The organism is Nocardia sp. NPDC047648, from assembly GCF_040642815.1.
In the GTDB taxonomy this organism is placed as follows: domain Bacteria; phylum Actinomycetota; class Actinomycetes; order Mycobacteriales; family Mycobacteriaceae; genus Nocardia; species Nocardia gamkensis.
Window position 1 is genome coordinate 24,025 of the sequence record NZ_JBEYSX010000014.1, and the last position, 14,217, is coordinate 38,241.

At 68.5% G+C, this 14,217-nt stretch carries 15 protein-coding genes; 10 read left to right on the forward strand and 5 right to left on the reverse strand.

Annotation, left to right across the window (positions count from 1 at the left end):
* The first annotated feature begins 25 nt into the window (after window positions 1–25).
* Both ABZ803_RS26225 and ABZ803_RS26230 read left to right on the forward strand, forming a co-directional pair.
* The gene (locus tag ABZ803_RS26225; RefSeq protein ID WP_062967090.1) at window positions 26–775 is read left to right on the forward strand and encodes a lysophospholipid acyltransferase family protein; all 750 of its coding nucleotides are present in this window, start codon (window positions 26–28) and stop codon (window positions 773–775) included.
* An 11-nt stretch (window positions 776–786) separates the two neighbouring features.
* Window positions 787–1,530, forward strand: coding sequence for a lysophospholipid acyltransferase family protein (locus ABZ803_RS26230; protein ID WP_357043171.1), 744 nt, complete (start codon window positions 787–789; stop codon window positions 1,528–1,530).
* A gap of 61 nt (window positions 1,531–1,591) precedes the next feature.
* Here ABZ803_RS26230 and ABZ803_RS26235 read toward each other — a convergent pair whose 3' ends face one another.
* The 3 genes from ABZ803_RS26235 to ABZ803_RS26245 all read right to left on the reverse strand — a co-directional run bounded on the left by ABZ803_RS26235 (window position 1,592) and on the right by ABZ803_RS26245 (window position 4,589).
* Entirely contained in the window at window positions 1,592–1,999 is a 408-nt protein-coding gene (locus tag ABZ803_RS26235; RefSeq protein WP_357043173.1) for a hypothetical protein, read from the reverse strand.
* Window positions 2,000–2,105: 106 nt separating this feature from the next.
* Window positions 2,106–2,933, reverse strand: a complete 828-nt coding sequence (locus ABZ803_RS26240; RefSeq protein ID WP_357043175.1) for an alpha/beta hydrolase — start codon at window positions 2,931–2,933, stop codon at window positions 2,106–2,108.
* A gap of 195 nt (window positions 2,934–3,128) precedes the next feature.
* Window positions 3,129–4,589 carry a sugar transferase gene (locus ABZ803_RS26245; RefSeq protein WP_357043177.1) on the reverse strand — a complete coding sequence of 487 codons (1,461 nt, stop codon included), beginning with the start codon at window positions 4,587–4,589 and terminating at the stop codon, window positions 3,129–3,131.
* Window positions 4,590–5,097: 508 nt separating this feature from the next.
* Between ABZ803_RS26245 and ABZ803_RS26250 the strand changes: the two genes are divergently transcribed.
* Genes ABZ803_RS26250 through ABZ803_RS26265 form a run of 4 tightly spaced genes read left to right on the forward strand, consistent with a single transcriptional unit; the run spans window position 5,098 to window position 8,838 of the window.
* On the forward strand, window positions 5,098–6,381 hold the full coding sequence (locus ABZ803_RS26250) for a class I SAM-dependent methyltransferase (RefSeq protein ID WP_357043179.1): 1,284 nt from the start codon (window positions 5,098–5,100) through the stop codon (window positions 6,379–6,381).
* Window positions 6,378–7,151 (forward strand): sugar phosphate nucleotidyltransferase, encoded by a 774-nt coding sequence (locus ABZ803_RS26255; RefSeq protein ID WP_357043181.1) that lies wholly within the window; start codon window positions 6,378–6,380, stop codon window positions 7,149–7,151. The genes ABZ803_RS26250 and ABZ803_RS26255 overlap by 4 nt, the downstream gene beginning before the upstream one ends.
* Window positions 7,130–7,798 carry a PIG-L family deacetylase gene (locus ABZ803_RS26260; RefSeq protein ID WP_357043183.1) on the forward strand — a complete coding sequence of 223 codons (669 nt, stop codon included), beginning with the start codon at window positions 7,130–7,132 and terminating at the stop codon, window positions 7,796–7,798. The genes ABZ803_RS26255 and ABZ803_RS26260 overlap by 22 nt, the downstream gene beginning before the upstream one ends.
* A gap of 5 nt (window positions 7,799–7,803) precedes the next feature.
* Window positions 7,804–8,838 carry an SDR family oxidoreductase gene (locus tag ABZ803_RS26265; RefSeq protein ID WP_357043185.1) on the forward strand — a complete coding sequence of 345 codons (1,035 nt, stop codon included), beginning with the start codon at window positions 7,804–7,806 and terminating at the stop codon, window positions 8,836–8,838.
* Here the strand turns inward: ABZ803_RS26265 and rfbC are convergent.
* Complete coding sequence (gene rfbC / locus ABZ803_RS26270) at window positions 8,816–9,379, reverse strand: dTDP-4-dehydrorhamnose 3,5-epimerase (protein WP_357043187.1); 564 nt, start codon at window positions 9,377–9,379, stop codon at window positions 8,816–8,818. The genes ABZ803_RS26265 and rfbC overlap by 23 nt on opposite strands.
* A gap of 14 nt (window positions 9,380–9,393) precedes the next feature.
* Between rfbC and ABZ803_RS26275 the strand changes: the two genes are divergently transcribed.
* Together ABZ803_RS26275 and ABZ803_RS26280 are read left to right on the forward strand one after the other, a co-directional pair.
* Window positions 9,394–10,494 (forward strand): class I SAM-dependent methyltransferase, encoded by a 1,101-nt coding sequence (locus tag ABZ803_RS26275; protein ID WP_357043189.1) that lies wholly within the window; start codon window positions 9,394–9,396, stop codon window positions 10,492–10,494.
* A gap of 89 nt (window positions 10,495–10,583) precedes the next feature.
* Complete coding sequence (locus ABZ803_RS26280; RefSeq protein ID WP_357043191.1) at window positions 10,584–10,790, forward strand: hypothetical protein; 207 nt, start codon at window positions 10,584–10,586, stop codon at window positions 10,788–10,790.
* 42 nt (window positions 10,791–10,832) lie between these two features.
* Here ABZ803_RS26280 and ABZ803_RS26285 read toward each other — a convergent pair whose 3' ends face one another.
* A complete protein-coding gene (locus tag ABZ803_RS26285; RefSeq protein WP_357043193.1) occupies window positions 10,833–11,651 on the reverse strand; it encodes a glycosyltransferase family 2 protein in 819 nt (272 codons plus the stop codon).
* Between the two features lie 260 nt (window positions 11,652–11,911).
* On the opposite strand from ABZ803_RS26285, the gene ABZ803_RS26290 reads away from it, so the two are divergent.
* On the forward strand, window positions 11,912–12,988 hold the full coding sequence (locus ABZ803_RS26290; RefSeq protein ID WP_357043448.1) for a glycosyltransferase family 4 protein: 1,077 nt from the start codon (window positions 11,912–11,914) through the stop codon (window positions 12,986–12,988).
* A complete protein-coding gene (locus ABZ803_RS26295) occupies window positions 12,985–14,115 on the forward strand; it encodes a glycosyltransferase family 4 protein (RefSeq protein WP_357043195.1) in 1,131 nt (376 codons plus the stop codon). The genes ABZ803_RS26290 and ABZ803_RS26295 overlap by 4 nt, the downstream gene beginning before the upstream one ends.
* The last annotated feature ends 102 nt before the right edge of the window (window positions 14,116–14,217 follow it).

Here is a 14,217-nt window from a genome sequence, read left to right on the forward strand (position 1 = left end):
GAGCAGCGACTACGCTAGCGGACTTGTGGAACCCGTCTATCGGACGATCATCGGGCTGGCCCGTACCGTCTTCTTCGTCGAAGGTCTGAAGTTCACCGTCAAGGGCGCTGAACACATCCCCGCCCGCGGTGGCGCCGTGCTGGCGGTGAACCACACCGGCTACATGGACTTCACCTACGCGGGCCTGCCGGTGCGCACCCCGAAGCGCTACGTCCGGTTCATGGCCAAGAAGGAGGTCTTCGACAACAAGATCTCCGGCCCGATCATGCGCGCGCTCAAGCACATCCCGGTGGACCGCTCGGCGGGCGCGGACTCCTACAAGGCCGCCGTGGAATACCTGCGCCGGGGCGAGCTGGTCGGCGTGTACCCAGAGGCGACGATCAGCCGCAGTTTCGAGATCAAGGAATTCAAGTCCGGCGCGGCGCGCATGGCCGTCGAAGCGGAGGTGCCGATCATCCCGATCGTCATCTGGGGCGCGCAGCGGGTCTGGACGAAGGGTTTCCCGAAGCGGCTCGGCCGCACCAACACCCCCATCTCGATCGCCGTCGGTGAACCGATCCAGCCGTTCGAGCCCGTCGCCGAACTCACCGCCGAGCTGCGCTCGACCATGCAGGACATGCTGCTGGACCTGCAGAAAGACTACGTGCACGAGCCCGGCGCGTACTGGGTTCCCGCCCGGCTGGGCGGCAGCGCTCCTACCCTGGAAGAGGCGGACGCGATGGATGCCGCCGAAGCCGAGGCCAAGGCCGCGCGCAAGGACGCGGCGGGGCAGTAACGGGAGCTGTGATGGCGCGGGAACCGGTCTACGACATCCTCACCGGCATGGCCCGCGCCATTTTCTTCGCGCAGGGTCTGCGCATCGATGTCGAGGGGCAAGAGCACATTCCGCGCTCCGGCGGCGCGGTGCTGGCCGTGAACCACACCGCCTACCTCGATTTCATGGAGGTCGGGCTGATCGGGCGGAAGTCCGGCCGCAACGTCCGGTTCATGATGAAGGCCGAGCTCGAGCACGGCATAGTCGGCTTCCTCATGAAGCACTGCAAGGCGATCGGCGTCGATCGCACGGCGGGCGCCCAGTCGTACGCCCGCGCGGTGACCGCACTGCGCGACGGCGAGCTGGTGGTGGTCTACCCCGAGGCGACGATCAGCCGCAGCTTCGAACTGAAGGAATTCAAGTCCGGCGCGGCGCGCATGGCTCTGGAAGCCGATGTTCCGATCGTGCCCTTGATCATCTGGGGCGCCCACCGGATCTGGACCAAGGACATCCCGAGACAGCTGGGCCGCCATCGTTTCCCGATCAATATCCGTATCGGCGCACCGATCCCACCGGACGATCCGGCCGAGAAGCTCACCGCCACCCTGCGGACTCGGATGAGCGAACTACTGGAACGCGCGCAACGCGACTATCCGATGGCGGAAGGCGCCCGCTGGGTGCCCGCCCGGCTCGGCGGGACCGCCCCGACCCTCGCGGAGGCGGCTGTGCTGGAACGCGAGGAGATGGAGAGGCGGCGGCGCGCGAAGGCGCGGTGAATCGACGCGTGCCCGGGGGAGGGCCCCGTGACAGGCTGTGGCGGTGTGGGTCGTCATCCGATCAGGCGGCGTCGATGGCTACGGTGATCTTGCGGGCCATGTCGGTCATGACCGGGGTGGGCGTGCCCTTGCGGGTTCCGGCGGCGGTGTCGATGGCGACGAGGACGGCGCTGCGGAAGTTGTCGGCCTCGGCGGGATCCTGCTTCTGCAGCAGATTCATTGCCGCGGTGAGGGCCGGCAGTACGTGGTCGGCGAGTTCGGCGACGTTCTTGCCGTTCAGGGTGATGTCCTTCGACTTCGCGGCGAGTACGTGCCCGACCAGGCCGGTCGCCGACGACAGGGCGATGGAGCCGTGGGTGGCGGCCTTGTGCGGTGAGCCGGTGGCGTCAGCGGCGGCCAGCAGCGAGACAGCGCCGTAGGCGGCGGTCCGGATGGTGGCCTTGTCTTGGTCGGTCAGGGTGACGGACATGGTGGTGTCTCCTTCGGAATGGGTTGTGCGGCAATGCGATCTGTTGGACGAGTCCCGGATTGCCGGGGGTTGGTGGGCGAACGAGGTCGCCCAGGCCGACGGTCGGTCAGCGGCTCGGCGAACCCTGCTGGTCGTCGGCCGCCGTGGTCTCGCGGACGGCCTGGGCGATGGCGCGGAAATCCTTGCGCAGGAGCGCGCCGTGGTTGCTGGCGACCTTCGCGGTCACGCGGATGTTCGGGTTGCGGGCGCACACCGCGTCGAGGCCGGCACGGATCCGTTCCTGCTCGTCACCGCGGCTTCCGAACGACGTCCCGGAAGCGACCACATACCGCACCGGCACGCTGATGTCGTCCAGCACGGGACCCAGCTCGCGTTCGCGGGAGAGCCTGCCGAGTTCGATATTGCTTTCGGCCATCTGTTCGACGGTCATCCGCGGGGTCAGGCCGGTCGGCCGCAGCAGCGGCGTGAACCAGCCAAGCCGCTTGAACAGCTTGCGGATCCGCTGCTCCATGGCCTCGTCGAGCCAGTCGTACGGGAACGCGCCGTCGACCAGCACCGCACCCATGGCACGGCAGGGGTTCCGGGCGGCCCAGTGCGCCGCGACGACCGCCCCGTAGGACCAGCCGGCCACCAGCGCCCGGTCCACACCCCTGTCAGCCAGGACGGCGTCGACGTCCCGGATCGCGGCCTCGAGGGAATAGTCCGCCGAACGCCGCGATTTGCCGCGAGCCCGCTCGTCGAAGGTGATGTGCCGGTATTCGGGGCCGAGCTCGGCGATGACCCGCCGCCAGTACCCCTGAGTGGCGAACTGGCCATTGCAGTAGACCACGGGAATGCCGCGCCCGCCGGTGTCGGTGACGGCGAGGGCCGTATCGTCGACCGGCACCATGCCGGTCCACTCAGAAGCGGTGGAGGAGGCGCTGTTGTTCGTCATGGGAACCACTGTCGGCGTCCGGCCTGACACCACGCTGACACTCGCCTGATACGGCCACTGACACCGTGCGTTCCCTGCATGATCGGCGCGATCGGTTGGTCTCCGGCTTACCAAGGGATTTCACGGCGGCGAAGCTCGGCAGCCCGCCCCAGCGCGGGCGCTGGTCGGCACTTCGCGACCACCGCCCCGCGGGCGTCAGTACGCTCCCTCACCTCGCGCCACGACACCGACCGTGCGCGCGATCAGCCGCAGGTCCATCCGCATGGACACGTTCTCCACGTAGGACAGGTCGAGTCGCACCGCGTCCTCGAGCGGAAGGTCCGACCTGCCACTGACCTGCCACAAGCCGGTCAGCCCCGGCTTCACGAGCAGGCGTCGGCGCATCATGTGGTCGTAGGTGTCGACTTCCCGCCGCACCTGCGGTCGCGGCCCGACAACGCTCATGTCGCCACGCAGGACGTTCAGGAACTGCGGCAGTTCGTCGAGACTGTACTTGCGCAGGAATCGCCCGACCGGCGTGACCCGGGGGTCGACCTTCATCTTGAAGAAGACCGGATTTCCACCCTGCTGTGCGATCAAGACTTCGGCATACCGGTCGGCGTTGTCGTACATACTGCGGAACTTGATCATGCGGAAGGGCAGGCCGTATCGGCCGATGCGTTCCGACAGGTAGAAGACCGGGCCGCGGCTGGTGGTCTTCACCGCGATCGCGATTGCCAGGAACACCGGCAGGAGCAGCAGTAGGCACACTGTCGCGAAGCCGATGTCGAAGGCCGTTTTGCTGACCGACCGAGCCCGCTCGTACTGCGGTTCGGCGATGTGCATCATCGGCATCCCCGCGACCTGCCGATTGGTGAGCCGGGATATGGCGATGTCGATCGCCCCTGGCGCCAGCATGAACTCGACTCCCAGCGCGTCCAGTTCCCAAGCGAGCCTGCGGAGCTCGGTCGGGCCGAGATGGCGGGAGGGACCGATGGCGACGGTGTCGGCGTGGGTGTGCAGGACCGCCCGCAGCACAGCGCTGTCGTCACCGACTACGGCGACCGAACCGCCGGCGAAGGCCAATGGCGCATCGCCCGATTGGCCACCCGGCACGCAGGCGCCCACGACGTCGTAACCGGCGCCCGGGTCTGCGGCCAACGCCGCGGACATCGCCGCGGCCGCTTCGGCAGTGCCGACCACGAGTACGGCCGAACGGTGGCGTCCCCGGCGGCGTTCCCTGGCAAGCTGATGACGCCACCACAGTCGTCCACCGACCACCGCGAGGACGCCGGCCGGAAAGGCGATCGCGAGATAACCTCGGGCGAACTTGATTTCGAGTGCCAGTGACATCAGTGCCAGTACGCCGAACAGGTGCATGGTCGCCGACATCAGCCGCCGGAATTCCTCGACACCGCTGCCGACCAGTTGCGGCGCGCGGCTACCCGCGCTGCCGAGGATCGCGAACCAGCCCATGGCGAGCGCGCCCGATACCACCGTGTAACCGATTCGGTACGGCTGATCCCAGGCCAGCGGCGGAGCGCCGCTCCCATTGAAGCGAATCAGCTGCGCACTTCCCACGGCGATGGAAACGGCGGCGAAATCGGTGATGGCGAGACGACGTACGTACTCCGATCGCCAGGCCTTACGGGTCGAGACGGTAATCGGTGGAGCCACGAAGGGTCGTGGGGATTCGGCGGTCCCATTCCATTTCGGGACCGCCTTGGATTTCATCAAGAGAACACCCCTCCTGGGGCAACGGTGGAATTGCTACCCGATCCGGAGATCGTCTTTCCCGGCAGCGTCCCGACCGCCTCTACCGAACGCTTCATCGGCACTTGATCGGCAAGTGTCACAACATCTCTCGCCGGTCGGAAGGTATGCGCGAAGTAGCGTGATCGGGATGTTAACTGCTCCGGATCAACCCGGCGACCCATCTCGATACGCATCTGGAATAACACCATGAAGGTGAATATGGAATGTGCTCTATATCACAGTTTGTAACGCTGATGTGGAATCCGGCCGATATTGCCGTCGGTACGCTGACGGTCGCAACAGTGCCGGCCCGTACGACGAATGATGTTCTCGTCACGCGCATTTCGTGATACGCCGGGCAGCTGATGCTTCCGCGCGCCGCGACAGGCGTTCCGACGGGCCGGAACGTTTAGAGCAAAGGATCGGATCTGTGCGCTGTCGACTCTGTGACTCCGGCAGACTGTCCAGCGTTCTGGATCTCGGTGCGACGCCGCCGTGCGAATCGTTCCTCACCGCCGACCAACTCGACCTGCCCGAGCCGACCTACCCCTTGCATCTGCGGGTGTGCGCCGACTGCCTGCTGCTGCAGATTCCGGCACTGATCACACCGGAGGAGACCTTTACCGAATACGCCTACTTCTCCTCCTACTCCGACAGCTGGGTCCGCCACGCGGGTGAGTTCGTCGACACCGCGGCCGACCGGCTGGGGCTGGGCAGGGACTCCTTCGTGGTGGAGGTCGCCAGCAACGACGGCTACCTGCTCCGCCACGTCGTCGACCGCAATATCCGATGCCTGGGCATCGAGCCCTCGGTCAACGTCGGAACAGCGGCTCGCGAGTCGGGCGTACCCACCGAAACCACCTTCCTCGACGAGGATTCGGCCCGCCGGATCCGTGCCGAACACGGCCCCGCGGATCTTGTGGTCGCCAACAACGTCTATGCCCATATCCCGGATCTGCGCGGATTCACCCGTGCGCTACGCATCCTGCTGGCGGACGACGGCATGCTGACCATCGAGGTGCACCATGCGCTCAACTTGGTCGGGCTCGGCCAGTTCGACACCATCTACCATGAGCATTTCCAGTACTACACCGTGCTTTCGGCGCAACGTGCGCTCGCTGTCGCGGGATTGACCGTGGTCGACGTCGATCAGCTGCCGACGCACGGCGGATCGATCCGGCTGTGGGTACGCCCCGATGCCGCCGTGGCGGCGGTGAGCGACCGGGTGCGGGAAGTGCTGGAACTCGAGCGGTCCGCGGGGCTGCACTCGGCGGACGGCTACACATCGCTGCGGCGGCGTGCCGAGTCCGTGCGGCATGAGCTGCTCGGGTTCCTGCTCGACTGCCGACGCCGGCGCCGGCGCGTCGTCGGATACGGTGCGCCGGGCAAGGGCAACACACTGCTCAACTATTGCGGGGTCCGGCCCGACCTACTCGAGTACACCGTCGACCGCAATCCCTACAAACACGGCAGATTCACGCCGGGAACGCGAATCCCGATCCACCCACCGGCCCGGCTCGACGCCGATCGTCCGGACGTGGTCGTGGTGCTGCCCTGGAATCTCGAGCACGAGATCACCGCACAGCTGCGGCATGTCGCCGAGTGGGGCGGTCGGCTCGCCTATCCCTTGCCCGAGCTGCACGTGGTCGACCCGGCGTCCCCGGCCCCGACCGTGCCGGCCGGAGCCGAGTCGAAAGGAAACCGGCGCGGATGAAAGTCGTCCTGTTCTGCGGTGGCTACGGCATGCGCATGCGCGGCGGCACCGATGACATGGTGCCCAAGCCGATGCAACTCGTCGGCCCCCGCCCCTTGCTCTGGCACGTGATGCGGTACTACGCGCACTACGGTCACACCGAATTCATCCTGTGCCTCGGATACGGCGCCGAGCACATCAAGAATTTCTTCCTCAGCTACCGGGAGTCGGCGTCCAACGACTTCGTGATCCGCAACGGCCGGGTCGAATTGCTCGGCAGCGATATCGACGACTGGACGATCACTTTCGTCGATACCGGCGTGGAGTCGGCCATCGGAGAGCGATTGCGCCGGGTGCGCGAGCACCTCGGCGACGACCAGTACTTCCTGGCCAACTACGCCGACGTCCTCACCGACGCTCCCCTGGACGAGATGATCGCTCAGTTCCACGCTTCGGGGGCGTTGGCATCTCTCATGGTGGTGCCACCGCAATCGTCGTTCCACTGTGTGGACCTCAGCCCCACCGGCGAGGTCAAGGAAATCGTTCCCGTGGCCGATATGCCGCTGTGGGAAAACGGCGGCTACTTCGTGCTCGGCCGGGAGATATTCGACCTGCTGCCACCAGGCGGCGATCTGGTGGAAGACGCCTGTGGGGCGCTCGCGGGCCAAGGCCGGTTGTTCGGCTACCGCCACGACGGATTCTGGAAGCCGGCAGATACTTTCAAGGAGCGCGCCGAACTCGATGCCGCCTACAGCAGCGGACACCGGCCATGGATGGTGTGGGAGCGGTGATCGCGCTGCTTTCCCCGCGGCCTGCCGAGATCGCCTTGCTCGGCGCGCATTGCGATGACATCCCGATCGGCATGGGAGCCACGCTGCTGTCGCTGACCAGCGCCCATCCGGGTATGCGGGTGCGCGCGCTGGTCCTTTCCGGTGCCGGCACGGAGCGCGAACAGGAGGAGCGGGCGGCGCTCACCGCCTTCTGCTCGGGACGGACACCGGAATTGACGGTGCTCGACGTCCCGGACGGACGCGCACCGGCGCACTGGGATCGGATCAAGACGGCCGTAGCGGAGTTTCGCCGTGCTGGTGAACCGGACCTGGTGTTCGCCCCGCAACCGGGCGACGCGCACCAGGATCACCGCACGCTCGCGGAGCTGGTGCCGACCGAGTTCCGCGACCACCTGATCCTCGGCTACGAGATCCTCAAGGCTGAGGTCGACACACCGGCGCCGACCGTATTCCATCCGGTCGACGCGGACCTGATCCGGCGCAAATCGCGACTGCTGCATCGGTACTACCCGTCCCAGACCGGTCGCGACTGGTTCGACGAAACCGCGTTCCTGGCGTCCGCGCGGATCCGCGGCGTGCAGTGCCGCACCGAGTACGCCGAAGCCTTCGTGGTGGACAAGGCCGTCATCTCATGGGAAAAGGAGTGACAACGATGCGAGTCCTGGTCACCGGGCATCAGGGATACCTGGGCACCGTCATGGTCCCGATACTGCGAGCCGCGGGGCACGAAGTCGTCGGGCTCGACACCGGCTGGTTCGCCGACTGCCTGCTCGGTGAGTTCTCCGGCGATCCGGAGGGCCTGCGCCTCGACCTGCGAGCGGTGCAGATCGATGCCCTTCGTGGCATCGATGCGGTCGTCCATCTCGCCGCGCTGTCCAATGATCCCCTGGGCGCGCTCGCGCCGGAAGTCACCCACGAAATCAATCATCGCGCCTCGGTGCGTCTGGCTCGGCTCGCGAAAGAAGCGGGTGTGTCCCGGTTCCTGTACGCCTCCACCTGCTCGGTGTATGGCGCCGCCGGAGACGAGCTGGTGACCGAGTCGGCGCCGCTGCGGCCGATCACCCCCTACGCCGAGTCGAAGGTGCGGGTCGAAGACGATGTCGCGGCGCTGGCCGACGACGACTTCGTTCCTGTCTTCCTGCGCAATGCCACCGCGTTCGGATTCTCCCCTCGTCCTCGCGCTGACATCGTGCTCAACAACCTCGTCGGACACGCCGTCCTCACCGGTGCGGTCAAGGTGCTCTCCGACGGCACGCCCTGGCGGCCGCTGGTCCACGCCCGCGACATCGCGGAGGCCTTCGAACGCTGCCTCACCGCACCGGCGTCCGCCGTCGCAGGCCGGGCGTTCAACATCGGCACGGAGCGAAACAATCTCACCGTGGCCGAGATCGCCGAGTCGGTGGTGGCCACCGTGCCGGGGTCGCGACTGTTGATCACCGGGGAGACCGGCGCCGACCCCCGCTCCTATCGGGTCGACTTCTCCGCCGCCCGCGCAGTGCTCGGTTTCGAGGCGCAGTGGTCGGTGCCTGACGGCGCCGCCGAACTCTACCGCGAGTACACCGAGCGTGGCCTCACCGAAGAGGCGTTCTCCCAGCGATTCACCCGGCTCGCGTGGCTGCAGCGGCTGCGCGCGTCCGGCGCACTGGACCCGCGCCTGCGTGCGGTCACCGCTCCGGTGACAGGGTAGCCCGCAGATGGCTCCATCGTCCGGCGTTCGCGTCGCGATCCGACACCGCCGTCACCGGCAGCGGCCAGGCGATCCCCAAGTCCGGATCGTCGAAGGCGACGCTGAGATCCTCGGCGGGATCGTGCGGCCGATCGATGCGGTAGCACACATCGGCGGTGTCGGTGAGTGCTTGAAATCCGTGCAGAAAGCCCGGTGGTACGTACAGGTGCCGGAACTCCTCGTCGTCGAGCCGGAACGCCTGCGTCCGGCCGAACGTCGGCGACGACGGCCGGATGTCGACCAGCACGTCATACACCGCGCCGTGTGCGCAGCGGACCAGTTTGGCTTCCCCACGCCCGGACCGGCCGTGCATGCCGCGCACCACCCCACGGCGCGACCGGGATTGCGAGTCCTGCACGAAACCGGCGGAGATTCCCGGAATCCCCAGATGGGAGTCGAATTCGGCGGCATCGAAGGTCCGAGTGAACAGGCCACGGTCGTCCCGGACGGGCGCTGGGACCAGCACCACCACGCCGACCAGGTCGGTCTGCTCCATACGCACACCGACATCGTGTCATGACCGGCCGCTGCCGCGCCTGCTCCGGCGCCGTTCTGCATACCGTCCTCGATCTCGGGACGGTGCCCGCCGCCGATGATTTCCCGCCTGCGGGCCGGCCGGTGACACCGGCGGAGACCACGCACCCGCTGCGGATGGTGCGGTGCCCGCGCTGCGAGCTGGCGCAGCTCGCCGAAGACGACACCGTGGCCGCCGAACCCCGTGGCGTGGAGCCGCGGGCCCTGCGCGATCAAGCGGCCGATGCGATTGCCCGGGTCGACGCGGCCGGTCTGCTGCGCGGGCGCACGGTCATCGAGTTCGGTAGTCCGCACGGTGGTTCCTGGCTGCCGCTGCTGGCCGAGGGTGGCTGCACCGAAGCCGACGCGGCGCGGGCGGACCTGGTCGTGGACTGTTTCGGCATCATGCACGAACCCGACCAGCGGGCCGCGTTCGCCGCACGCGCCGCGGCAACCGCGCCGGACGGGCTGCTCCTGCTGCAGTTTCACTCGCTGGCCGCCATCGTGGCGCAACGGCAGTGGAACGCGTTGCGGCACGGGCATTTCGCGTACTACTCCCTGCATGCGCTGAGCCTGGCGCTCACCGCCGCGGGCATGGGGGTGACCACCGCGTGGGAGTTCGACCTCTACGGCGGGACGGTGCTGGTAGCAGCTCGGCGCGGCCCTACCGAGCCGGACCGCGCCGTGCGCGAGATCCTGGCCCGCGAACGCGAAATCGTCACCCCGGCATCGCTGCGTCGGCTCCAGCGGTTCGTGGACGACCATGTGCGCGCGCTGCGGAACTGGCTGATCGATGCGGCCGCGGCGCAACAGCGCGTCTACGCCTACGGCGCCGCGTCGCGGGCGGTTGCTCTGCTGTCGCTGGCCGGTGCGCACCAGGGACTTGTCGCCGGAGTCGCCGACGCCGCGCCCGCCAAACGGGGACGCCGGATGCCCGGCACCGACATCCCGATCATCAGCCCGCGGGATCTGATCGCGGCAGCACCCGACCGGGTGTTGTTGACGCTGCCCGACCTACTGGACGAAGTGTCGACCGAACTTCCAGGACTCGACGGTCGCTGGTTCGTGGACGATCCACGCGGACCCAGAAGGGCGAGTGGATGACCGACCCCCGACCGTGTGACTCCATCCCGCCGACCACGATTCCCGGGCCGCACCCGGCCAGCAGTTCCCGAGCGAGGACAGCCGTACCGATGAACATCACCTCTCGGATGCGCCGACAGCCGCATTCGCCGGCCGACGCGGTCGCACCGGCCATGGCGCCGATGGTCGTGGCCGACCGGTCCGGCGGTCTCGTGCGCGCCGGCGGCATCGAGGCGATCGGACCGGTGCGTTGGCGCCGCCGCGCCGAACTGATGTCGCCGAGCGGCGATGTCGACTGCCCGGCCTCGACGGTGTGATCGGCGATGGCCACTACCGGACAGCAGCAACCGCGGTCTTGTTCAGCGGCCGACCGCGGCCCGCGCGCGCACCCGCAGCCGCGTCCCCAATGCCCGGACCAGGCGCAGGTCACCGGCCAGCACGTCGGCCGGACCGACGAGGTCCGGGTGATCGGCGCCCAGCCGATGATGGAAACGCAGCTGCTCGGTGAGCTTGCTGCGGGTCGACGTGCGGCTGCACAGGTTGAACGAGGAGTTCCGCCAGGCGGCCACGATGTCGCCGAGCCCGAAGAAAGCGCCGCGGCTGCCGACGCGGGCGAACAGGTCCACATCCATCGGGAACACGAGGTCGCCGCGCAGTCCGCCGACGGCGTCGTAGTCGGCACGCCGGAACATGGCGGCCGCGGTGGGGCCGAAGTCCGCCGCCCCGCGACGCACGATCACCCGGGCCAGCTGGCGGCTGCCGTGCCTGCCGATCAGCTGCGGCAGCCCCAGCCCGGTCTCGAGCAGGTCACCGGACTCGTCGATCACGTCGAACCTGCCCGCGCACAACGCGATCGCGTCCTCGTCGAACACCGCCGACTGCGCGGCGAGGGTGCCGGGACGCAGGAGGTCGTCGGCGCAGACCACCTTCACGAGGTCCCCGGTGGATTCCCGGATCGCCCGGTCCCAATTCGCGCCGATCGGCAGTACGCGATCGTTGCGCAGGACACGCACCCGCGGATCGCGCCGCGCCCGCGCGATGTCACCAGTGCGGTCGGTACTCGCGTTGTCGAGGATCACGACTTCGAAATCGAGGTCTTGGGTCAGCACCGAATCCAGGGTCGCGGACAGCGTTCGCTCCGCATTGTAGGCCGGCACGCACACCGACAGTTTCCGCATCGCCAGCCGCCCCTTTGTCAGAATCGCAATCGGACATTGCCTCGTAATTGCCCGAACTATGCCATATTTCGCTCCGGGCCGGCATCCGGACTCGTACGGACCGGTGCCGAATATCGGATACCGCGCAGCTGCGTGAGAAGGCCGAAACCGGTGGCCAGCCCTATACTTCCCGGCCGCAAACGAGTTCGGCCGACGACTCCACAGTTCGGCATGCGGGATGAAGGGGCCGGGTCATGATCAGCGCTTCCGGCGCGGTGCAGGTGCACATGACCGGGTCGGAATGGTTCGGCGCCGCGCCCGGCGGCCTGGGCCGATACTTCACGGATTTGCACGGCGCATTGCTGGAAGTTCCTGGGATTTCGTTGTCTGCCGCCGCCTTCGGCCCGCCCGACCGGACGGTTGCCGGTACGCGGTCCTGGGGGCCGGTCGGCGGATCGACACTGCGCCGCGCCCGCACCGCGTTCTGCGCTGGCGACGCGTTGGACCCCGGCACCGTCCTGGATCGCCACTTCTGCCTCTACGGCCCGGTCGCCCGAGACCGGCGTGGTCGCAGGCTGCCACTGGTCGTGCATTTCCACGGTCCGTGGGCAGCGGAAAGCCGAATGCACGGACAGCATCCCGCCGCAGCCTTCGCCAAATACCTCATCGAACGTTTGCGATACGTTTGCGCGGATCGTTTCGTCGTGCTTTCCGATCACTTCCGCACGGTGTTGTGCGAGGACTACCGCATCGCGTCCGATCGCGTCGAGGTGATCGCGCCCGGAGTCGATCTCACCCGGTTCCGAGCCGCCCCGGTCCCCGCGTCCCCGCCGGCCGTCCTGTGTGTGCGGCGGCTGGAGCGCCGGATGGGCATCGATGTGTTGCTGCGCGCGTGGCCGGGGGTGCTCGCCGAGCACCCGGAGGCTCGTCTCGTCATCGTCGGAACCGGCAGCGCCGAGGCGGATCTCCGGCGCGGAGCCATCGAGGGCGGGCTCGACGGGAGCGTCGAGTTCACCGGCCGGATTCCCGACCAGGAACTCGCCGACCGCTACACCTCCGCCGCGCTCACCGTGGTGCCGACGGTGGCCCTGGAGGGATTCGGCCTGATCGCCCTCGAGTCGCTCGCCGCGGGCCGGGCGCCGGTGGTCACCCGGTGTGGTGGTCTGCCCGACGCTGTACGGGGCCTGGACCCCTCGTTGATCGTGCCGCCCGGCGACCACACCGCGCTCGCGGCTCGGATCAGCGCGGCGATCTCCGGCCGTCGGCCGACGCCGGAGCAGTGCCGCGCCCACGCGGAGACCTTCAGCTGGCATGCCGCCGCACAGCGGCACGCCGCACTGTATCGGGAACTCGCATGACTGGGCCCGCCGTCTTCCTCGGCCACACCGCCGCGCCGTCCGGAGCCGAATTGGCCACCCTGCGGCTGCTGCGCACGCTGCGCGCGCATGGCACCGAAGTGGCGCTGGTGTGCACCGAGGACGGCCCGGTGATGGCACGTGCCCGCGACGCGGGGATCGACACCCGTGTCGTGACCGGCCGATTCGACAGCCGGGCGATGACCATCGGATCCGGCCCGCTGCGGCTGATCAGCGGGTTTCTCGCGTTGCTGCGGCTGGGCTGGGCGGTCGGGGGTACGGTCCGCGACTTGCGCGCCCGGGTGCTGGTCGCCGAGAGCACCAAGGCGCTGGTGCTGGGAGCGGTCGCGGCCCGCCGCGCCCGGGTGCCGCTCGTCTGGCAGGTCCACGACCGAGTATCCCGGGACTACTTCGGCCTGCTCCCTGCCACCACCATCCGGCTGCTGGCCGCTCTGTTCTGCCAGGGACTGCTCGCCAACAGTCACGGCACCCGGGAGACACTGCCCGCGCGCATCCCGGTGGTCGTCGCTTACCCGGGCGTCGCCCTGCCCGCCACACCGCCGCCGCCCCGCACCCGCGCGGCCGCCGAGGCGGTCGTGGTCGTCGTGGGACGGCTGAGCCCCTGGAAAGGCCAGGACGTGTTTCTTCGTGCCCTGGCGGCGGTGCCGACCCGGCCCGCGGCGGTGTACCTCGTCGGCGGGACGTTCTTCGATGAACAACCCTTCCGGCAGTACCTGGAACAACTCGCTGACGAACTCGGCCTGGCCGTGACGTTCACCGGTCACGTCGACGACCCCCACCGGTATCTCGCCGAGGCCGACGTGCTCGTGCACTGCTCGGTGCTGCCCGAGCCGTTCGGGCAGGTAGTCGTCGAGGGTATGGCCGCGGGTTGCGCGGTGATCGCGGCGGTCCCCGGCGGCCCGGCCGAGATCATCGCCGACGGGCGTACCGGCCGCCTGGTGCCCGCCGGTGACGAAGCCGCGCTCACCGCGGCTCTCACCGAACTGCTCGGCGATCCGGCCGCGCGCGCCCGGATCGCCGCCGCAGGTGCCGACCGCGCCCGCGACTTCGACATCGGCACCACGGCACGCGTGGTCACCCGCTTCCTGGACGAGGTGGCGCCGCCGTGACCGAACCCGATTACCTCGCCACGCTGACCACCGACGTCTTCCCTCGGGTCGAACTGCCCCGGCGTCCCGGCGGGGTGCACCGTCGCGCCGACGGGGCTCGCG